The organism is Mycobacterium sp. NGS11 (assembly GCF_059813315.1).
This window is the reverse complement of sequence record NZ_JCALEJ010000013.1, coordinates 20,178-40,786: the sequence shown is the minus strand read 5'-3', so window position 1 is coordinate 40,786 and position 20,609 is coordinate 20,178. Positions and strand designations below refer to the sequence as shown.

The window sequence follows — 20,609 nt, the reverse complement described above, 5'->3', positions numbered from 1 at the left end:
TGCCCCTATAGGTCGGCGGGCACCCGCTCGGCGGCCGGGGCGGCGCCGAGCGCGGTTCCTTTGGTCTCGGGCAGCAGAGCGACGCACACGAGGCTGGTCGTTACCAGGGTCGCCATCATGAGCCCGATCGCCCAGCCGCCGTAGGTCGCCAACAAGGTGCCCGCCAACAGCGGCGGCACCGCGGCGCCGAGGATGCCGGCCAGGTTCATCGCCACCGCCACGCCGCTGTAGCGGTAGCGCGTGGCGAACAGCTCGGGGACGAAGGCCCCGGTGGGACCGTTGGCCATCGCCGCGCAGGCGAACATGCCGAGGACGGCCACCGCGTACGTGGCGGGGCTGCCGGTATCCATCAGCGGGATGACCACGAAGGACCACGGCAGACACGCCGCCAGCCCACACAGCATCACCCGGCGACGCCCGACGCGGTCGGACAGCCAGGCCCCGAACGAGACGAACACGATGCTGGTCAGCCCGGCCAGCGCGCCCACACCCCAGATGAAGCTGCGCGAATAGCCCAAGTGGGAGTGGGCGTACATGACGAGGAAGGTGTTGCCCAAATAGACGAAGCCCATGCCGCCCAGGAAGCAGCCCGCGACCAGCACGATCTCGCGGCGCTGCAGCCGCACCAGCTCGGCCAGTGGCGCTTTGGGCACCAGGTTGCGGGCCTTCTCCTCGACGAACAGCGGGGTCTCCTCGATGTTGAGCCGCACATAGAGGGCGATGCCGATCAGTCCGCTGCTGATCAGGAAGGGCACCCGCCAGCCCCATTCCAGGAACGCGGGGCTGCTCTCCCCCATGGTGAGGCTGACGGCGAGGAACGTCACGCTGGCCAGCACGCCGGCCGTGCCGCCGCCCAGCGAGGTGAACATGCCCCACCAGCCGCGTTTTCCGGGGGGCGCGTATTCGGCGCTCAGCAGCACCGACCCGGCCCATTCGCCGCCGACGGCGAAGCCCTGCAGCAACCGCAGCACGACAAGGATCAAGGGCGCCGCGACCCCGATTGACGCCGTGGTGGGGACCAGGCCCACGCAGACGGTCGACGCGCCCATGATGAGCAGGGTGGCGACCAGCGTCTTCTTGCGGCCCAGCCGGTCGCCGAAGTATCCGAAGACGGCCGCTCCCAATGGGCGGGACAGAAACGCCGTCGCGAACGTCGCCATCGAGGCGATGGTGGCCACCGTCGGCCCGAGGTGCGGGAAGAAGACCGCGGGAAACACCAGTGCGGCCGCGGTTCCGTAGATCAGGAAGTCGTAGAACTCGATGGCCGAGCCCACCAGGCAGGCCGCCGCGATCCGCCGCATGGGGGTCCGCCCGGCGGCGGCCGCGGACCGCGCCGGCTCACCCATGGTGGCGGCTCGCCGTCCGGTTGCGTCGATACACGGATACGACGGTAGGTGAAGCTTCGCGGGCACGCTCGGCCCTGAAGCTGGCAAATTGCTGCGTGTCTCGATGCTGACCGGGCGCCGCCCTGTTGAGCGCCCGCTCAGCCGTCGGTCAGCAGCTGCTTCTTGAGGACCTTGCCCATGGCGTTGCGCGGCAGCGCGTCGACGATGCGCACCTCGCGCGGCCGCTTGTGCACCGAAAGCTCTTGGGCGACATAGTCGATCAGCTCGTCGCCGTCGGCCGACCCGACGACGTAGGCGACGATGCGCTGGCCCAGGTCCGCGTCGGGCATTCCGATGACGGCGGCCTCCTGCACGCCGGGGTGGCCGAGCAGCGCCGTTTCGATCTCGCCCGCCCCGATGCGGTAACCGCCGGACTTGATCAAGTCGACCGACTCGCGTCCGACGATGCGGTGCATCCCGCCGGCGTCGATCACCGCGACGTCGCCGGTGCGGTACCAGCCGTCGGTGTCGAACGCCTCGGCGGTGGCTTCCGGCCGGTTCAGGTAGCCGTCGAACATCATCGGCCCGCGCACGTGCAGCTTCCCGACGGTCTCGCCGTCGTGCGGCACCGGGCCGCCGTCGTCGTCCACCACCCGGGTCTGCACACCGGACAGCGGCAGGCCCACCCACCCCGGGCGTCGCTCGCCGTCGGCGCGCGTGGACACCGTGATCAGCGATTCCGACGCGCCGTAGCGTTCGATGGGTTGATGCCCGGTGAGCCCGGCCAGCCGGTCGAACACCGGCACCGGCAGCGGCGCGCTGCCGGAGACCAGTAGCCGCGCGGGGCGCAACGCCCGGGCGGCGGGCTCGTCGGCCCCCACCCGCGACCACACCGTGGGCACCCCGAAAAACAGCGTGCCCCGGTGCTCGGTCGCCGCCTGCGCGTAGCCCGCCGGCGTCGGCTTGCCGGTGTGGATGAAGCGATTGCCGATCCGCAGCGAGCCGAGCAGGCCAAGCACCAGGCCGTGCACGTGGAACAGCGGCAGGCCGTGCACCAAGACGTCGTCGGCCGTCCATTGCCAGGCTTCCGCCAGGGCATCGAGGTCGGCCGCGATCGCCCGTCGGCTCAGCACCACGCCTTTGGGTAGCCCGGTGGTGCCCGAGGTGTAGATGATCATCGCGGTGGCGTCCGGCGACGGCTCGGCATAGCGGTGCCAGGAGCGGGCGTGCAGCCGGACCGGGATGTGCGGCAGGCCTTCCGGCTCGTCCGGCACCGGGCCCAGCCACGCCTGCACAGCCGAGTCGGTGAGGATGTGCCGGCGTTCGGCGGCGCCGACGTCGGCGGGCACCGGGACGAACGGCACCCCGGCGATCAGGCACCCGGTGACGGCCAGCACGGTCGCGGCGCTCGGGGCGGCGAGGATGGCAACCCTGCCCGCACCGCCCGCCCGCTCGGCCACCGAGGTGGCGGCGCCGACGAGGTCGCTACGGCTGAACACGGTTCCGTCGATGCGCACCGCGTCGGCGATATCGGTGGCGGTGAGCGCCGCGGGATTCAGGGACGCCAGCAGCACGTGAGCAGGCTACCCCGCTGCCGAGAGGGTCAGCCTCGCTCGTCCCAGATCTTCGTCAGGGTGGACAGGATCTCCTCGCCGCGGCCCAGGCCGCCGAGGTGGCTTTCGCCGGGGAGCACGATGAGCTCGCAGTCGGGCAGCCGGTGCACGACGTGCTCGCCGTGCGCGAACGGCACGATGTGGTCGCTGTCGCCGTGCCACCACCGCACCGGGACCTTGACCTCCTCGAGCCGGAATCCCCAGTCCTGGGTGAACAGGATGATGTCGTTGAACGGGGCCGCCAGCTGCTTGCGGCTCCCGTTGAGCAGGTCGTCGAGGAACATGGCCGCGAACTCGGGCCGGGTCAGCAGGCGCCGGTCGCCCTCGGGCGATATCGCGGCATAGAGATAGAGCGCGGGGTTGGCGACCGGACGGATGGACCGGATCACCAGGCTCGCGCCGATGCGCAGCGGGTCACCGCCCAGCCGCAGCAGCGGGGCCACCCGCTTGCCCAGGTTCATCAGGCCGCTGGTGATCCCCTCGTCGCCCAGGAAAGGCGCGACGCCACCGAGCACGCCGAGGGCTATTACCCGGTCCGGCAGCACCGCGGCGGACGCGAGCGCGTACGGGCCGCCGCCGGACAGGCCGATGACCGCCATCTTGTCGATGCCGAGGATGTCCGCGATGGTGCGCAGGTCGTCGCCGAACGCGCGGATGTTCTCGTATCGGTGCGGCGTCGACGAGCCGATCCCGGGCCGGTCCAGGCCGATCAGCCGGATCTTGTGCCGTTCGGCGTACAGGCGGGCCTCGACAGGGATCTGCCGACGGGCGCCGGGGGTGCCGTGCAGCCAGAAGAACGCGCGGCCCTGCGGGTCACCGAACTCGGCGAAGCCGATCTGGCGGTCCTCACCTACGGCGACGTTTCCTTCGAGCTTGGGGCGGGCGATCTCGATCATGTCGAGCAGCTTGACATGTCAGGTGTGGTTCACCCAAGCGGGCCCAATCGCTGGCGCGCGGGTCACCTTACGCGGGAACCCCGATGGCCATCGGTTCCATGTACTGATGCAATCCGCCGATGCCGCCGCCCTCGCGGCCCAGCCCGCTGAGCTTGAAGCCACCGAACGGCGCCCCACCGGGACTGACGCCGTTGACGGCGATCTGGCCGGTACGGATGCGGCGGGCCACGCCGACGGCGCGGTCCACGTCTTCGCCCCACACCGCACCGGAGAGCCCGTACTGCGAGTTGTTGGCGATGGCGACGGCGTCGTCATCGTCCCGGTAGCGCAGGACGGTCAACACCGGCCCGAACACTTCCTCTTGCGCGATAGTCGAATTCGGCTCCACATCGGACAGGATCGTCGGTTCGACGTAATAGCCGACGTCCAAGCCGGCGGGCCGGCCGCCGCCGGTCACCAGCTTCGCGCCGTCGCTGCGCGCTCCGGCGACGTGCGCCTCGACCCGGTCGCGTTGCGCCGCGCTGATCAGCGGACCCATCTGCACGTCGGGATCGGTGGGGTCGCCCACCTTGACCTCACGGGCCAACGCCGCAAGGCGATCGACGATGTCGTCGTGCAGCGAATCAGGCAACAGCAGCCGGCTGTGCAGAATGCAGGCCTGTCCGGCGTGCAGCGAACAGGATTCGAACAGCATCTGCTGCAGCATCTCGTCGCTGATGTGCGCGTCGTCGAGGACGATGCTGGGAGATTTGCCGCCCAGTTCCAACAGGATTCGCTTCATGGTGTCCCCGGCGGCGGACATGACCTGGCGTCCGACGACCGAGCTGCCGGTGAAGCTCACCATGTCGATGCGCGGATCGGTGGTCAGCAGCTTGGCCGCCTCGACACCCGAGGGCGTGACCACGTTGACCACCCCGGGCGGGATGTCGGTGTGCTCGTCGATGAGCCGTGCCAGCGCCAGCCCCGCCAGCGGTGTCAGCGGAGAGGGCTTGAGCACGACCGTATTGCCCGCGGCCAGAGCGTGATTCAGCTTCATCACGTTCAGGCAGTGCGGAAAGTTCCACGGCGTCAGCACCGAAACGACACCCAGCGGAGCATGCCGGAGCAACGTGGTCCCGGCGCTGATGCCGCTGACCTCTTGGTCGACCAGCTGGGTGGCGAGCTGAGCGGCATGCATGGACATGAACCCGGCACCGTCGATCTGCATCATGCGCTCGTTCGAAACGCAGCCCCACTCCGCCTGGGCCAGCGCGAAGAAGTCGTCGGCGTGCTTGGTCAGCGCCTCGCCCAGCTGGTTCAGGCACGCGGCGCGCTGCTCGGCGGACGTGGTGCCCCACGGTCCGCTGTCGAAGGCGCGCCGCGCGGCCGCTATCGCGTCGCCAACCTGCGCGACGCTCGCGTTTGGTGCGGAGGCGATGACGGCCTCGGTGGACGGGGACACGTCGTCGTAGCGGCCGTCCTGCGGCTCCACCCAATCGCCGTCGATGTAGAGCTGGTAGGTCTGGACAAGAGCGGGCGAATCGGCCATGTGCTTCCTCCGGTCATCTGATCACTTGGTGTACTCGCCCCGGCAGCCGCCGTCAATCATCATTCGCGCGAATTCCCCGCTGTCGCCGTGCTTTGCTGTCGTATTGACAGCGCGCGACGGCGCAGAGTACACACATTTCGTCGAGACAGATCGCATCAATCTGTCGGATCACCTGTCCTGCGAGAGGGGCTTTGCCAAGTGGCCGACTCAGAAACCGTCAGCGCCAAGGTGCGGGCCCTCGTCGGGCAGCCGACCGGCGGTACCGAAAAACCCTCGCTGGCACCGGACCCGGTGAACCAGCCGATGATCCGGCACTGGGCGTACGCGATGGCCGACATGAACCCGGTATACCTCGACCCGGAGTTCGCGGCGTCGTCACGGTTCGGCGGCATCGTGTCGCCGCCGGTGATGCTGCAGACGTGGACCATGCCGTCGCCCAAGCTGGAAGGAATCGGCGAACGGGGCGGGGCTCCAGTTGAAATCCACAGCAATCCAACGGCGTTCCTCGATGAGGCCGGCTACACCAGCACCGTCGCGACCAATTCGGAGTTCGAGATCGAGCGGTACCCCCGACTGGGCGACGTGATCAGTGCGACGACGGTCTACGAGGCGGTCTCCGACGAGAAGAAGACGGCGCTGGGCACCGGCTTCTTCCTCACCTGGCTGACCACCTACACCGACCAGAACGGTGAAGTGTTGGGGCGGCAGCGGTTTCGGGTGCTGCGATTCAGGCCGGCGAACTGATGGCGGCTCGTCTCGCGCCGGCGATCACCCCGGACACCGAATTCTTCTGGAATGGGTTGCGGGAGAATAAACTTCTGATCCAGCGCTGCGGTGGCTGTGGGAAGCTGCGGCATCCGCCGCGCCCGATGTGCCCGCACTGCCGTTCGCTGGAGTGGACGACGATCGAATCCTCCGGCCGCGGAACGGTCTACAGCTACGTGATGCCGCACGAGCCCAAGTTTCCGTTCTTCGAGTACCCCTACGTCGTCGTGCTGGTGGAGCTCGAAGAGGGCGTCCGTCTGGTGTCCAACCTGACCGGCGTCGATCCTTCCGATGTGACGCCAGGGTTGCCGGTCGAGGTCTACTACCAGGCGTTCGACGACGGCCTCGTCCTGCACCAATTTCGGCGCGGCGGCCAGGCGTCGTCATGAATTTCGGCTCCACCCTCGGTCCGGCTTCGGCCCAGCCGGCCCACCCCGGCGCAACCTACTCGGAAGGACCCGCATGACGCCAACCGCCGGCCGCACTTTGCAATGGCAGGACATTTCGGTCGGTGACGAGGTCACGCCGCTCGAAATCCCGATCACCACAACGATGATTGTCGCCGGCGCGATCGCCACCCGCGACTTCATGCCGGTGCACCACGACCGCGACTACGCCAAGCAGCAGGGCTCGCCCAACCTGTTCATGAACATCCTGACCACCAACGGCTACTGCGTCCGCTTCCTCACCGACTGGGCCGGCCCCGAGGCGATGGTGAAGAACCTGTCGATTCGCCTTGGGGTGCCGTGCTTCCCCGACGACCCGCTGCGGTTCACGGGCGGCGTCACCGGCAAGATCGAAGGGTCGGACGGCGAAAACTTCGTGGAGGTGTCATTCGCCGGCGCCAACAGCCTGGGCGACCACGTGTCCGGCACCGCGGTGCTCAGCCTGCTCGACGGGTCGGGCGCATGAGCCGGACGCGTCCGGGCAGCCTTCCCGGAAGTTGCGCCATCGTCGGGATCGGCCAGACGGAGTTCTCGAAGGAATCGGGGCGTAGCGAGCTGCAATTGGCTTGCGAGGCGGTCAGCTCCGCACTCGACGATGCCGGCCTGGCCCCCGGCGACGTCGACGGCATGGTCACGTTCACCATGGATGCCAGCGACGAGATCGACATCGCCCGCAACGTGGGCATCGGCGACCTCAGCTTCTTCTCCCGCGTGCACCACGGCGGCGGTGCGGCCGCGGGCACCGTCGTACACGCGGCGATGGCCGTCGCCACCGGCGTCGCCGACGTCGTGGTCTGCTGGCGCGCGTTCAACGAGCGGTCGGGCTTCCGGTTCGGTGGCAGCGGTCGCAGCATGGCCGAAACACCCTTGTTCATGGCGCATTACGCGCCGTTCGGGCTGCTCACCCCCGCGGCCTGGGTCGCCGTGCACGCGCAGCGCTACATGTCGACGTACGGTGTCACCAACGAAGACTTCGGCAGGATCGCTGTCGTCGACCGCAAGCACGCGGCGACCAACCCCGACGCGTGGTTTTACCAGCGCCCGATCACCCTGGAAGACCACCAGAATTCGCGCTGGATCGTCGAACCCGTGCTCCGCCTGTTGGATTGCTGCCAGGAGAGCGACGGCGGCGTCGCGCTGGTCATCACCAGCGCCGAGCGCGCCCGCGACCTGCGGCAGCCGCCGGCCATCATCGCCGCCGCCGCCCAGGGCGCGGCCCATAACGGCGAGATGATGACGAGCTACTACCGCGATGACATCACCGGGCTGCCCGAGATGGGTGTGGTGGCCCGTCAGCTGTGGCGCGACTCGGGGTGCAAGCCGCAAGACATCCAAACCGCCTTCATCTACGACCATTTCACGCCGTTCGTGTTCGTCCAACTCGAGGAACTCGGATTCTGCGGGCGCGGCGAGGCCAAGGACTTCGCCACCATCGAGCGGCTGTCGCTGGGCGGAGAGTTCCCCATCAACACCAACGGCGGCCTGCTCGGCGAGGCCTACATCCACGGCATGAACGGCATCACCGAGGGGGTGCGCCAGGTGCGCGGCACCTCGCACAACCAGGTCGGCAACGTCGAACACGTGCTGGTCACCTCCGGAACCGGCGTGCCGACTAGCGGTCTGATTCTCACACCGGCCGGCTGAGGGAGAGTTGATTCCGTGGCTCGCGCTCCTGACCGCCCGCGACGGCGTTGAGCTTGAGCGCGAGCGTCGAGCGTGCATCCTCGGCGGGCTTCATCGGCGTGTCGCCTACCGGTGTGCACGCTCAACGCCGCTGCGCCAGCGCCCGCAGGAAGAACGCGAGATTGGCCGGCCGCTCGGCCAGCCGTCGCATGAAGTAGCCGTACCACTGGGTGCCGAAGGGGACGTACACCCGCAGCTGGTTACCGGCCGCGACGAGACTCCGCTGCTCGTCGTCGCGGATGCCATAGAGCATTTGATATTCGAATTCGCCGCTGCGGCGGCCTGATTCGCGCGCCATCTCCGGCACCGCGCTGATGATCTCCGGATCGTGGGAGGCCACCATCGGGTAGCCGGACCCGGTCATCAGCACTCGCAGGCAGGCCAGGTAGGAGTCGTTGACCTCGGCGGGCGCGCGGTGAGCCAGCGAGGCGGGTTCGTCGTAGGCGCCCTTGCACAGCCTGACCCGGGCGCCGGAGTCGGCGAACTCTTCGCAGTCGTCCAGGGCGCGCCGCAGGTAGGCCTGCAGAACCACGCCCAGCCAAGGAAATTCGGTGCGCAGGTCGCGCACGATGCGCAGCGTCGAATCGGTGGTGGCGTGGTTCTCGGCATCGACGGTGACCCACACAGCCGCGCGCTGGGCGGCCGCGCAGATCGACCAGGCGTTCTCCCGCGCGATCTTGTGCCCGTCGCGTCCCAGCGACTGCCCCAGCGCCGACAGCTTGACCGAGACTTCCAAAGGCCGGACTACGCCGCTCGTGGGACCGAGCCCATCCAGCGCCTCGATCAGGTCCAGGTAGACCCGCACCGCCGCGTCGGCGCCGTCGGGGTCGGCGACGTCCTCGCCTAGATAGTCGACGCTGACGAAGCGACCCGAATCACGCAGGGCCGCCGTGCAATTCAGGGCCGAGTCAATCGTCTCCCCGGGGATGAACCGGTGCACCACTTTCCGGGTGACCGCCAGCCGTTCGGCGGTGCGGCGCAAGCCATCGCGGCGGCTCGCGGCCATGATCGCCGGGCGCAGCGTGGCGGCGAACAGCCCGGCCATCAGTCGGCGCCCATATGCGGATAGGTGTGGTCGGTTGCGGGGATGAAGGTCTCCTTGATGGTGCGAGCCGACGTCCAGCGCAACATGTTCAGCATCGATCCGGCTTTGTCATTGGTGCCCGAGCCACGCGACCCCCCGAACGGCTGGCGCCCGACGACCGCGCCGGATGGCTTGTCGTTGATGTAGAAGTTGCCGGCCGCGAACCGCAGCCGATGCTGGGCGGTGAGCACGGCGTCGCGGTCCTCGGCGATGACCGCGCCGGTCAACGCGTAGCGAGACCCGGTGTCGACGACGCCGAGGATCCGGTCGTAATCGTCGTCGGGGTACACGTGCACCGACAGCAGCGGGCCGAAGTATTCCGTCGCGAACGACTCGTCGCCCGGATCGTCGGACAGTAATACCGTGGGCCGGACGAAATAGCCTTCGCTGTCGTCGTATTCGCCACCGACGGCGATGGTGACGTGCGGCGCGCCCTTGGCCCGTTCGATGGCGTCGACGTTCTTGATGAAGGCGCGCCGGTCGATCAGCGCCCCCCCGAAGTTGGTCAGATCGGTGACGTCGCCGTAGCGCAACGCCGCGGTCTTGCCCAAAAAGTCGTCACCCATGCGGCGCCACACCGACTGCGGTATGAAGGCCCGCGACGCCGCCGAGCACTTCTGGCCCTGGTAGTCGAAAGCACCGCGGATCAGCGCCGTGCACAACACGTCCGAGCGCGCAGAGGCGTGTGCGACGACGAAGTCTTTGCCGCCGGTCTCGCCGACCAGCCGCGGATAGCTGTGATAGCGGCCGATATTGGCGCCCACCCGCTGCCATAGCTGCTGAAACGTCGCCGTCGACCCGGTGAAGTGGATTCCCGCCAGCCGCGAGTCGTCCAGCGCCACATCGGACACGGCGAAGCCGTCTCCGGTCACCAGGTTGATCACCCCGGGCGGCAATCCGGCCGCCTCGAGCAATCGCATGGTCAGGTAGGCCGACAACGTCTGGGTGATCGACGGCTTCCACACCACGGTGTTGCCCATCAGCGCCGGAGCGGTCGGCAGATTGCCCGCGATCGAGGTGAAGTTGAACGGCGTGATCGCGTACACGAAGCCGTCCAGCGGCCGGTATTCGCTGCGATTCCATTCCCCCGGCCCGCTGATCGGCTGCTGCGCCAGGATCTGCCGCGCGAACGCCACGTTGAAGCGCCAGAAGTCGATCTGCTCGCAGGGCGCGTCGATCTCGGCCTGGTAGACCGACTTGGATTGGCCGAGCATGGTCGCGGCGGCGATCTTCTCCCGCCACGGCCCGGCCAGTAGGTCGGCGGCGCGCAGGAATATCGCGGCACGCTCGTCGAACGGCATTGCCGCCCAATCGGATTTCGCAGCGGTTGCGGCTTCGATGGCGGCGGTCGCATCCGCGTGCCCGGCGTTGGTGAGGGTGCCCAGCGTCGCGGCGTGCCGGTGGGGCTGGACGACGTCGATGCGCTCGCCGTCGCCCATGCGGTGTTTGCCGCCGATGACATGCGGGAGGTCGATCGGGTGGTCGGCCAGAGCGGCCAGTTCGGCGTTGAGGCGGGTGCGCTCCGGGGAGTGCGGTGCGTATTCGTGGACCGGCTCGTTGGCCGGCATCGGGACCTGGGTTATCGCGTCCATGCCGCAAGGATCCCCGCGGCGGGCGCGCAGTGAATTAGCCGATCGGACAAGATGAGCCGCTAGCGGTAGTAAGATCGGACAACATGTCCGGCGTGGGGCTGGGACAGCTGCTACTTGCGTTGGACGCGACCCTGGTGAGCCTGGTTGACGCGCCCCGGGGCCTGGACCTGCCGGTGGCGTCGGTGGCGCTGATCGACTCCGACGACGTGCGGCTCGGGCTGGCGGCCGCGGCGAGTTCCGCCGACGTCTTTTTCCTGTTGGGTGTCGTCGGCGACGAGGCCCTGCGGTGGATGGACAGGCAGACGCGCGAACACGTGCCGGTGGCCATCTTCGTCAAGGAACCCTCGAATGCCTTGGTGGCCAAGGCGGTTGCGGCCGGCTCGGCTGTGGTGGCCGCCGACCCGCAGGCCCGCTGGGAGCGGCTCTATCAGCTGGTCAACCACGTCCTGGAGCATCACGGTGACCGCGCGGACGCGACGGACGACTCGGGTACCGACCTGTTCGGGTTGGCGCAGTCGCTCGCCGACCGCATCCACGGCATGGTCAGCATCGAAAACGCCCAATCGCACGTCCTGGCCTATTCGGCCTCCAACGACGAAGCCGACGAATTGCGCCGCCTCTCCATCCTGGGCCGGGCGGGTCCGCCCGAGCACCTCGAGTGGATCGCCCAGTGGGGCATTTTCGATGCGCTGCGGTCGGGAGGTGACGTGGTCCGCGTCGCCGAGCGGCCCGAGCTGGGACTGCGACCGCGACTGGCCGTAGGGGTCTACCAGCCCCCGCCCGACGCGCGGCGATCCCCGGTGTTCGCCGGCACCATCTGGGTACAGCAGGGCTCGCAACCGCTCGCCGACGACGCTGAGGAAATGGTGCGCGGTGCCGCCGTGCTGGCTGCCCGCATCATGTCGCGGTTGGCGGCCCGACCATCGACGCACGCCCGCCGGGTGCAGCAACTTCTCGGCCTCGCCGATGCGGATGCGGATGCGCATGTCGACGCGGCCGCCATCGGCCGTGAACTCGGTCTTGCCGCCGGCGGCGATGCGGCCGTGATCGGATGGGACGTGGCGGACGGCTCGCCGCGCCAGGCTCGGCTCGCTGACGTCATTGCGCTGAGCGCCAGCGCTTTTCGTCACGACGCCCAGGTCGCCTCGCACGGTGCGCGAACGTATGTGCTCCTTCCGCAGACGCACAACCGGGCCGTCACCTCATGGGTGCGCGGCACCATCGGCGCCATGCGCGCCGAACTCGGGGTGCAGCTGAGGGCGGCGATCGCCGCACCGATCGCCGGCCTTGCGCGGGCCGCCGCCGCGCGCATCGAAGTCGACCGCGTGTTGGACAGCGCAGAGCGGCATCCGATTTCGTTCGGACAGGTCACGTCACTGGCCGAAGCGCGTACCGCCGTGCTGCTCGACGAAATCGTGACCCTGGTCGGTAGCGACGAGCGGTTGATCGATCCTCGGATCGCGGCGTTGCGCGCTGACGATCCGGTGCTGGCCGAGACGCTGCGGATCTATCTGGATGCCTTCGGCGACATCACCGCGGCCGCGCAATCGTTGCGAGTGCACCCGAACACGGTTCGCTACCGGGTGCGCCGGATCGAGAAGTTGTTGTCGGCGTCGCTGGCCGATCCCGAGGTGCGGCTGCTCTTTTCGCTGAGTTTGCGGGTGCTGGAGAGCGGCTAACGCGGTCGGCGACGGCCCCTATTGGCTGTTCGCCGTCTCGGATTCCTCGAGAAAGTGACCCACCACATCCGGGCCGGTGGAGTGCATCTTGATGGAAAGCTCCAGCAGCCTGTCCTTGGCCTGCTTCGGGAGCAGTTCGATCGAGCGGGTGGTCGCCGAGTCGTACTTCGCCCCGGGAAAGCGCTGCAGCAGAACGTCTTTCTGCTCCTCGGTGGCGTAGATCTCGAGCAGCTTCATGCCGGCGAACGCCTCGATCGCCCGGTCCGCCATTCCCGCATTGGCCAGCGCTTCCAGGCGTTCCTCGTTGATCCAGACGTTGACCTTGATCCTCTTACCACCCGCGCTCATGAGTTCTCCAATTGGTTCAGCGTAAAGACCGGCAGTCTGTCTTTCAGATACTCCTCGGTGACGAACGGCGAACCCTGGCCGTACTTGGCGGCGCTGTCCATCACCACTTCGAACACCTCGTGCCGCATCACCTTTTGGGTCGGCTTGACCTCGTCGGTCAGGATGCTGCGAATCAGGCTGCCGCTGAAGCTTTGTGACTTTTCGTCGTGGCCGCACAGCGCCGAGTTGGTGACCTCCTGGCAGACCGGGCAGTACCAGTTCTCCCGCAAGAACACCGGTTTGATCCCCAGCTCGCCGCGGTGCTGCTTGAGGATGTTCTGGGAATCGTACGGGTGGTAGAAATCCCCGACGCCGGCGTGGTCGCGGCCGAACATGTGATGCGTGCAGCCGAGGTTCGTCCGCAAGATCGCATGGAAGATGGCCTCCCGGGGCCCCGCATAGCGCATGTCCCACAGCGTGAACGACACCAGGTGGACGTCCTCGCGGAAATACCCGCTGGTCCGCAATGCGTTCTGCGCCAACAGGATTGCCTCGTCGATGTAGTCTCCTACACGTTTCTGGCCGATGATGGCATTGACCAGCACACCGGTGTTCAGGTTGTCGACGGGCTGGTCCTCGTTGGCCGCCAGCCACGCCTGCTTCATCAAGGCCTCGTGGCCGGTGTGCGGAACGTTTCGGGTCTGATGGGCGACCGCACGCTTCCAATCCTTTTTCGCCAGCGCATCCTTGTGCTGCCGCGGAGTCAACCAGAAGCTCTTGAACGGCTCGTTGAACACCGGCTCATTGATGAGCGTGATGTCACCGCCGATGAAGCGATTCGCGTAAGCCAGGGTCTTCTTGACTCCCGGGTGCCGCGGATCGGTGGTCCCGTAGGTCTTTTCGGCCATCCGCTCCAAGTCGTACTCGTAGATCTCGGAGACCTCGAAGATCGCCATCGGGGCATCGAGATATTCGAGCACGACGCGTTCGCCCTCTTTCACCCCGAACTTTTCGACGTCTTGCGCGGACAGATCGAAGACGATCGGGATGCTCCACAGCGTGCCGTCGGGCAGTTGAAAGTCGTCCAGCGTGCCATCCACTTCGCGCCGGCCCATGAACCCCGACAGCGGGGTGAAGAACCCGTACGACAGGCTGATCACTTCGTGCGCGGTGGCTTTGGAGATCGGGATGCGCGCCAGCCCATCGATCTGACTCGCCGCATTCTCCGTGGACACCCGTTCCACGATCGGCTTCCCGTTATGACCCTGATAGCTCATGAAAATGACCTCGTTTCGGTAATCAGCGACCGGACGACGCCGTCACTGCCGGACTGTCCGCTACGCGTCTCGGCGGACCGGGCCCGAGATGACACCGACCCGCTCGAGGTGGGCGATGACCTCCTCGGCCAGCGTGTCCGCGTCCTTGCTGCCGCCTTCGAGCCTCAGTTCCGGTCGCGCCGGTGCCTCATAGGGGTCGTCGATTCCGGTGAATCCCTTGATCTCGCCGGCCCGGGCTTTCTTGTAGAGCCCTTTCGGATCACGCTGCTCGCAGATCTCGATCGGGGTGTCGATGAAGATCTCCTGAAAATCACCGTCGTGCAAGGTGGCCCGAATGGCGTCACGATCGCGAACGTAAGGGCTGATGAAGGCCGTCAAAGCGATGACGCCCGATTCGCAGAACAGCTTCGCGACGGCGCCGATCCGGCGAATGTTCTCCTCGCGATCCTGGGCGGAGAATCCCAGACCGAACCGCTTCGCGAACTCGGGCCCATGGCGCTCTTCGAGCAGTTCCGGGCCGGCATTGAGCCCATAGCGGACGTTGTCTCCGTCCAGCAAGAAGCTGCGGATGCCGCGCTCGTAGAGCTTCTGCTCGACGACGTTGGCCACCGTGCTCTTGCCGCTGCCGCTCAAACCGGTGAACCAGATGACGCAGCCCTTGTGCCCATTGAGGCCCTCGCGCTCGGCGCGGCTTATCTGATGTTCGTGCCAGGTGATGTTGTTGGCCATCTCCAGCTCCTGTTCACGACGTTTCGGCCGCGTAGACGCGTGCGCACGAGCGGGAACCGACCGTCTCGACAGACGATGACGAAACCCTTACGGCCACTTACCATCCTTCGCATCGCATCGATCCTGGCCACCCACTTACCCATATTGTTTATCAATCAATCCGGATCAGAACCAGTCCACAAGTAAAGATGGCCAAATTAAGCCGGTTTCTCCTCGCGACCATCCTGCGGGAAACCGCTTAGGGGCCGCGGAGCTAGGTGTCGCTGGTTTGTCCGGAATCCTCGGACTCGGTGTCCTTCGCCGGATCCTCGATGACGTGATAAGTCGGATCGATCAACGACATAGGCCGGTTGCCGGATTGCTTGGGCTTGCCCGTGATCCGCAGAACCTGACCGGGCGCGATGTCGGCCCCACCGTGCCCGGAGCGGAAGGTGACGCCGATTTCGCCGCTGTTGTCGCCTACGACGACGTGGCGGCGAGTCCGCCTGCCTTCGTTGATGTCTTCGATTTGATTCACCCGTCCTTCAAACGTGGCGCGCTGCCCGGGTATCAGACCCGATACGGTGATCAGCGCGGGCCCGCGGTCGGGGTGTTCATACGCTTCCACAACCTGGTCTTCGTCTTGGCTGATCCAGGCCTCCATCTTGTCGAGCTCGCGCGCGACCCGTTGCTCGAAGTTGTGCGGGTAAGCCTGCTGGATCCGCGTTTGCACGTCGTAAGGCACGATCGTCGCCGCGGCGTCCGGAATCAGGCTGACCGCGCGGGAGACTTTGTCCGCCGTGCGGTCGTGCAGAAGGCGACCCAGCAATGGTGCGTACGTGCGGCGCGGTAGTAACACCGTGACGTTGGTGTTCCGATGCTCATCGCGAGCCTTGGCGACCAACACCTGCGCCGCCCGGGTGATCCGCCGGTCTGGGCAGTCCACCACTCGCAACGGGGTGTCGAGTTCGAAGTGGTCCCAGCGCTTTCGCAGCTGCGCCGCGTGGGCCGGGTCGACCATGAAATGCACCGCGATCAACTCGTCGGCCCGCAGTCCCCTGCCGTAGCGCAGCGCCTCGATCACCGCCAGGTCAACGGAGTTCACAAACACGAAGACCTTGTGCCGCGCGTATTTCACCAATTCCGGACGGTCGGTGCGGAACATCTCGAGAATCGCTGCCTCGGCACGGTATTCGCGATTGAGTCGCATCAGCACGAACACCAGCAAGGGGAACACGACGACCACCAGCCACGCACCCTCGGTGAATTTCGCGACCGCGAAGATGCCCACCACGATCGTCGACAGAATCGCCGCGGACAGGTTGATCGCCAGCCGGCGCCGCCAACCCCGCTCCCGATGCGTGAGGTGGTGTTTGGTCATGCCGTAGCCGGCCATCGAAAAGCCGGTGAACACGCCGATCGCATAAAAAGGCACCAGCGCGTTCACCGAACCGCCCGTCACCAGCAACAGAAGCACGGACAGGCCGGTCAGCGCGATGATCCCGTTGGAGAACACGAGTCGGTGCCCACGTTTCATCAGCTGGCGTGGCAGGAACCGATCTTCCGCAACGAAACTGGCCAGAGCCGGAAATCCGTTGAAACTGGTATTCGCCCCGGTGAACAAGATGGCGGCGGTAGACGCCTGAACCAGCGTGAAGAAGACGTCGCCGAGCACGCCGTGCCCGAACACCGCTCGCCCGATCTGCGACAAGACCGACGGATATTCTTCCAGATATGGGGTGGCATGGGTGACGTACGCGAGGAAGGCGACACCACCGAGTAAGAAACCCAGAATGGCTGCCATCGCGGTAAGCACCCGACGTGCGTTGCGCCCCTGCGGCTTTCGGAACACGTCGACGGTATTCGAGATCGCCTCGACCCCCGTCAACGACGAACCCCCATTGGCGAACGAGCGCAACAGCGTCAACACCGTGGCGCCCATCACCAGGCCACCGCCCTGATGGACCGGCACCGTCCCGGCCAGGTGTGCCGGGTCGTATACCGGCAGATCGCCGAATAGCGCTCGCACCACCCCAACGATGATCGTCAAGCCGACCATGGCGGCGAAAAAGTAGGTCGCGAACGCGAACTGCCATCCCGCTTCCTTGAGCCCGCGCAGGTTCAAGTAGCAGATCATCACCACCACCCCGACGGTGATTTGCAGACTATGCGGGCCAAGCGCAGGGATGGCGGACACCACCGCAACCGTCCCGGCCGCCGACTGCACAGCCACGGTGACGACATAATCGATCAACAGTGCCGCGGCCGCGACCTGCGCGACCCGGGGCCCGAAATTCTCCCGTGCGACGATGTACGACCCACCCGCTCGGGTGTAGGCCATCACGACCTGACGATAAGACGCGGCGACCAAGACCAAGATCAGCAAGATGACGCCGGTGATGGGAAGCAACAACACGAATGCCGCAAGACCTGCATGCGGCAGCAATTCGATCAAGACCTGTTCGGGGCCATAGGCCGTCGACGAGATCGCGTCCGGCGACAGCGCCCCCAGCGCCACCGGATTCGAAAGCTTTTCCGATGCTAAGTCTTCGGTGATCAGCGGCTTCCCAAGGAACACCCGTTTCGCGATGTCCCCTACCGAGAGCGGGATGCGCAGCTTGCCGGTCGAACTGGTCACGACCACCGTCCTTACCCCGAGAACGTGAAATGCCTCCGATGCATTGTGCACGCAAGGGCGGGCTCTGGATGCCCAGGTGGTGGAGTCGGCTAGGAGAGCCGCTGCACGGCGGCGGCGATCCGCTCATCCGTGGCCGTCAGCGCAACCCGCACGTGCTGCGCACCGCGCGGCCCGTAGAAATCACCCGGCGCCGCCAAGATGCCGCGCTGCGCCAGCCAGGCAACGCTGGCATGGCATGGCTCGCCGCGCGTGGCCCACAGGTAGAGGCCGGCTTCAGAATGGTCGATGGCGAAGCCGGCCGAACGCAGGGCGGGCAGCAGGGCCGCGCGGCGCCGTTCGTAGCGCTCCCGCTGCGCCAGTTCGTGAGCGTCGTCGTCCAGTGCGGCAACCATGGCCGCCTGCACCGGCGTCGGCACCATCATCCCGGCGTGCTTGCGCACGGCCAGCAGTTCGGCGATCACCTCGGGGTCTCCGGCGACGAAGCCGGCCCGGTACCCGGCCAGCGACGAGCTCTTCGACAAAGAGTGGATCGCGATCAGGCCCGTGTGGTCGCCTTCGCACACCGAAGGGTGCAGGATCGACAGCGGCTGGTCGTCCCAGCCCAACCCCAGATAGCACTCGTCGGAGGCCACCAGGCAGCCCCTGTCGCGGGCCCATCCGACCACTTTGCGCAAGTGATCGACGCCCAGGACGCGGCCGGTCGGATTGCTCGGCGAGTTCAGGTAGTACAGCGACGGCGATTGCGGGCCCAGCTGGGTCAGGGAATCCGCGCGCAGCACCCGCGCCCCGGCCAGGCGGGCCCCGACGTCGTACGTGGGATATGCCAGCTCGGGCACCACGATCACGTCCGCGGGCCCCAGGCCCAGCAGCGTGGGCAGCCACGCGATCAGCTCCTTGCTGCCCACCACCGGAAGCACGGCCTCCTCGGTCAGCCCGGTGATGCCGAACCGGCGGTCCAGCGCGGCGACCGCCGATTCGCGCAGCCGGGCGGTGCCTGCGGTGGCGGGATACCCCGACGCCGATGCGGCGGTGGTCAGCGCCTCCTGGATCACGGGGGCAACGGGGTCGACCGGGGTGCCGACGGAAAGGTCGACGATCCCATCCGGATGCGCACTGGCCTGCGCTTTCGCATCGGCCAGGGTGTCCCAGGGGAACTCGGGCAGAGACGCCGACACCGCCGGCCGGCCCTTTTTGAGCTGGTGGGGCACCGGGCCGCTCAGTCGCCTTCGCCCTGGGGTGGCAGATCCTTGACCACTTGCGGGTCGTTCTCGGTCATGCCCACCTTGGCCGCGCCGCCGGGCGACCCCAGCTCGGCGAAGAAGTCGGCGTTGATCTGCGTGTACTGGCTCCACTGGTCCGGCACATCGTCTTCGTAGTAGATCGCTTCGACGGGGCAGACCGGCTCGCACGCCCCGCAGTCGACGCACTCGTCGGGGTGGATGTAGAGCATCCGAGCGCCTTCATAGATGCAGTCGACCGGGCACTCCTCGATACAGGCTTTGTCCTTGATGTCGACACAGGGTTCGGCGATCGTGTAGGTCACAGACGTCTCCTCCAGGTACTCCGGCTGAAATGTGGGCTGCTGTTCAGCTCGCACCGGCGTGTACGACCGCCTCCGGTGAAGCTTTCGGTTACTGATACTAGACGTTGCAGATACAGGTCAACCATTCGGCGCGCCTGTCGGTTCACCGATTTAAGACCGTCAGTCTCGGACCCTGCGAGGCGACCCCGTTTCGCTGAGCGCGAACGCCGTGAACAAGCGCTGAGCTGCACAGAGTAACGGCCCAGCGGCGGCCTGCGATATCCGTTGCGTCACAAGCACCCTCGCGGGGCCTGGTAATCTCGGGCGAGAGCCGGCAACCGCTTGGCAGATGTCACCGCCGTAGCGCGGCGCATTAATTGGGGAAGGGTTCCACACATGAGGCTGTCGTTGAGCAAATTAGGCGTTGCGGTTGGCAGCGCAGCGGTGGCGTTGACCGCCGCGGCCGGGGTCGCATCGGCCGACCCGGTCACCGATACCACCTGCAACTACGGGCAGGTCATGGCCGCGCTGAACGCGACGGACCCGGCCACCGCCCAGCAGTTCAACCAATCGCCGGTCGCCCAGAGCTACCTGCGCAAGTTCCTCGCCGCGCCGCCGGCGAAGCGCGTGCAGATGGAGCAGGAGATCCAGGCAATGCCGCAGGCCGCGGCGTTCATGGGCACGATCCAGCAAGTCGCCACCGTCTGTAACAACTACTAGGCCGACCGAGCGCGGACTGCTCAGTAACCGCTGAGCAGTCCGCGCACCCGTCCTAGTTCTTCGGCGCCGGCGCGGCTGCGGATGCGTGACGGATCGGCCGGCCTGCGGCCCCACAGCAGCAGCACGCGCGCGGCGGCGTCGGTTTCCAGGGTGGCCAGGCCTTCCGGCTCGGCAAGGCCGATGCTGACCTGATCCGGCTCGGCGGCCAGGACCACATCGTCGGTGCCGTCGGCTCGCAGGCGAGCCTCGATGCGCTCACCCGGACCCAGCAGCTTGGCCCCTTTCACCAACAATGGCCTGCCGACGGCCACGACGCTGTGGGTGGTCATCCACGGCTCGGCCAGCCGGGCCTGGGCGGCCGGCTCGTCGCCGGTGATATCCCAGCTGTGCAGGACGAGTTCTTCGCGCATGTGCTCGGCGAACCAGGGCACTTTCATGGTGCGCCCCGTCCAGGCGACGTCGGTGTCGGCGGGCACGCCTTCGGCCGCCACCGCGACCTCGTTGAGCGTGGCCATCCTGTCGGTCAGCGCGTCCCACAGATCCGCGTCGTTCAAGGCGCGCAACGGGCCCTCGCGCTCCTCGAAGCTGCGGGTGGCCACGGGCTGACCGTCCAGGTGCGCGCCGAGCACCCGCGCGAGTTCTTCGGCGTTTCCGGCCTGATGTACCACGATGTCGCGCACGGTCCAGGCCTCGCACCACGTGCCGGCGTCGGGCCCGCGCCCGCGTACCGCATCCACGAACGGTGCCCACTCGGGAAATCGGTCGTCGTCGATTCGTCGCTTCACGGCCTCGGGTATACCCGCCGC

Annotated in this window: 19 protein-coding genes; 6 read left to right on the top strand and 13 right to left on the bottom strand. The window is 67.1% G+C overall.

Translation table 11 applies throughout. The features are described from left to right. Positions 1–5 precede the first annotated feature (5 nt). The 4 genes from AC5Y4T_RS16180 to AC5Y4T_RS16165 all read right to left on the bottom strand — a co-directional run bounded on the left by AC5Y4T_RS16180 (position 6) and on the right by AC5Y4T_RS16165 (position 5,362). Entirely contained in the window at positions 6–1,346 is a 1,341-nt protein-coding gene (locus AC5Y4T_RS16180; RefSeq protein WP_499954313.1) for an MFS transporter, read from the bottom strand. 137 nt (positions 1,347–1,483) lie between these two features. Further along, the gene (locus AC5Y4T_RS16175; RefSeq protein WP_499954311.1) at positions 1,484–2,899 is read right to left on the bottom strand and encodes an acyl-CoA synthetase; all 1,416 of its coding nucleotides are present in this window, start codon (positions 2,897–2,899) and stop codon (positions 1,484–1,486) included. Between the two features lie 29 nt (positions 2,900–2,928). Beyond that, positions 2,929–3,834: an alpha/beta fold hydrolase gene (locus AC5Y4T_RS16170; protein ID WP_499950590.1), complete on the bottom strand. Its 906-nt coding sequence runs from the start codon at positions 3,832–3,834 to the stop codon at positions 2,929–2,931. Between the two features lie 67 nt (positions 3,835–3,901). Next, the gene (locus AC5Y4T_RS16165; protein ID WP_499954309.1) at positions 3,902–5,362 is read right to left on the bottom strand and encodes an aldehyde dehydrogenase family protein; all 1,461 of its coding nucleotides are present in this window, start codon (positions 5,360–5,362) and stop codon (positions 3,902–3,904) included. A gap of 198 nt (positions 5,363–5,560) precedes the next feature. Between AC5Y4T_RS16165 and AC5Y4T_RS16160 the strand changes: the two genes are divergently transcribed. The 4 genes from AC5Y4T_RS16160 to AC5Y4T_RS16145 all read left to right on the top strand — a co-directional run bounded on the left by AC5Y4T_RS16160 (position 5,561) and on the right by AC5Y4T_RS16145 (position 8,217). Next, on the top strand, positions 5,561–6,106 hold the full coding sequence (locus AC5Y4T_RS16160; RefSeq protein WP_499954307.1) for an FAS1-like dehydratase domain-containing protein: 546 nt from the start codon (positions 5,561–5,563) through the stop codon (positions 6,104–6,106). Then, positions 6,106–6,516 (top strand): Zn-ribbon domain-containing OB-fold protein, encoded by a 411-nt coding sequence (locus AC5Y4T_RS16155; RefSeq protein WP_499950588.1) that lies wholly within the window; start codon positions 6,106–6,108, stop codon positions 6,514–6,516. The genes AC5Y4T_RS16160 and AC5Y4T_RS16155 overlap by 1 nt, the downstream gene beginning before the upstream one ends. Positions 6,517–6,589: 73 nt before the next feature. Further along, the gene (locus tag AC5Y4T_RS16150; RefSeq protein WP_499954305.1) at positions 6,590–7,039 is read left to right on the top strand and encodes a MaoC family dehydratase; all 450 of its coding nucleotides are present in this window, start codon (positions 6,590–6,592) and stop codon (positions 7,037–7,039) included. After that, positions 7,036–8,217 carry a lipid-transfer protein gene (locus tag AC5Y4T_RS16145; protein ID WP_499954303.1) on the top strand — a complete coding sequence of 394 codons (1,182 nt, stop codon included), beginning with the start codon at positions 7,036–7,038 and terminating at the stop codon, positions 8,215–8,217. Before AC5Y4T_RS16150 ends, AC5Y4T_RS16145 begins: the two co-directional genes overlap by 4 nt. Positions 8,218–8,338: 121 nt before the next feature. On the opposite strand, the gene AC5Y4T_RS16140 is transcribed toward AC5Y4T_RS16145, so the two are convergent. Both AC5Y4T_RS16140 and pruA read right to left on the bottom strand, forming a co-directional pair. Continuing rightward, on the bottom strand, positions 8,339–9,301 hold the full coding sequence (locus AC5Y4T_RS16140; protein WP_499954301.1) for a proline dehydrogenase family protein: 963 nt from the start codon (positions 9,299–9,301) through the stop codon (positions 8,339–8,341). Continuing rightward, on the bottom strand, positions 9,301–10,932 hold the full coding sequence (pruA, locus tag AC5Y4T_RS16135; RefSeq protein WP_499954299.1) for an L-glutamate gamma-semialdehyde dehydrogenase: 1,632 nt from the start codon (positions 10,930–10,932) through the stop codon (positions 9,301–9,303). Before pruA ends, AC5Y4T_RS16140 begins: the two co-directional genes overlap by 1 nt. A gap of 83 nt (positions 10,933–11,015) precedes the next feature. On the opposite strand from pruA, the gene AC5Y4T_RS16130 reads away from it, so the two are divergent. Continuing rightward, positions 11,016–12,611, top strand: a complete 1,596-nt coding sequence (locus AC5Y4T_RS16130; protein WP_499954297.1) for a PucR family transcriptional regulator — start codon at positions 11,016–11,018, stop codon at positions 12,609–12,611. A gap of 18 nt (positions 12,612–12,629) precedes the next feature. Here the strand turns inward: AC5Y4T_RS16130 and AC5Y4T_RS16125 are convergent, their stop codons facing one another. From AC5Y4T_RS16125 to fdxA, 6 genes are all read right to left on the bottom strand, one after another. Then, positions 12,630–12,959, bottom strand: coding sequence for a DUF6955 family protein (locus AC5Y4T_RS16125; RefSeq protein ID WP_499921561.1), 330 nt, complete (start codon positions 12,957–12,959; stop codon positions 12,630–12,632). Then, the gene (sat, locus tag AC5Y4T_RS16120) at positions 12,956–14,215 is read right to left on the bottom strand and encodes a sulfate adenylyltransferase (protein ID WP_499954295.1); all 1,260 of its coding nucleotides are present in this window, start codon (positions 14,213–14,215) and stop codon (positions 12,956–12,958) included. Before sat ends, AC5Y4T_RS16125 begins: the two co-directional genes overlap by 4 nt. Before the next feature lie 60 nt (positions 14,216–14,275). Next, positions 14,276–14,944: an adenylyl-sulfate kinase gene (cysC, locus tag AC5Y4T_RS16115; protein ID WP_499921563.1), complete on the bottom strand. Its 669-nt coding sequence runs from the start codon at positions 14,942–14,944 to the stop codon at positions 14,276–14,278. A gap of 253 nt (positions 14,945–15,197) precedes the next feature. Next, positions 15,198–17,561: an amino acid permease gene (locus AC5Y4T_RS16110; RefSeq protein ID WP_499950581.1), complete on the bottom strand. Its 2,364-nt coding sequence runs from the start codon at positions 17,559–17,561 to the stop codon at positions 15,198–15,200. 89 nt (positions 17,562–17,650) lie between these two features. Next, positions 17,651–18,736 (bottom strand): succinyldiaminopimelate transaminase, encoded by a 1,086-nt coding sequence (gene dapC, locus AC5Y4T_RS16105; RefSeq protein ID WP_499950580.1) that lies wholly within the window; start codon positions 18,734–18,736, stop codon positions 17,651–17,653. A gap of 41 nt (positions 18,737–18,777) precedes the next feature. Beyond that, a complete protein-coding gene (gene fdxA / locus AC5Y4T_RS16100; RefSeq protein WP_007773662.1) occupies positions 18,778–19,104 on the bottom strand; it encodes a ferredoxin in 327 nt (108 codons plus the stop codon). A 375-nt stretch (positions 19,105–19,479) separates the two neighbouring features. On the opposite strand from fdxA, the gene AC5Y4T_RS16095 reads away from it, so the two are divergent. Further along, entirely contained in the window at positions 19,480–19,803 is a 324-nt protein-coding gene (locus AC5Y4T_RS16095; protein ID WP_499921566.1) for a hemophore-related protein, read from the top strand. A gap of 20 nt (positions 19,804–19,823) precedes the next feature. Here AC5Y4T_RS16095 and AC5Y4T_RS16090 read toward each other — a convergent pair whose 3' ends face one another. Continuing rightward, on the bottom strand, positions 19,824–20,588 hold the full coding sequence (locus AC5Y4T_RS16090; RefSeq protein ID WP_499954293.1) for a maleylpyruvate isomerase N-terminal domain-containing protein: 765 nt from the start codon (positions 20,586–20,588) through the stop codon (positions 19,824–19,826). Positions 20,589–20,609: the final 21 nt, after the last annotated feature.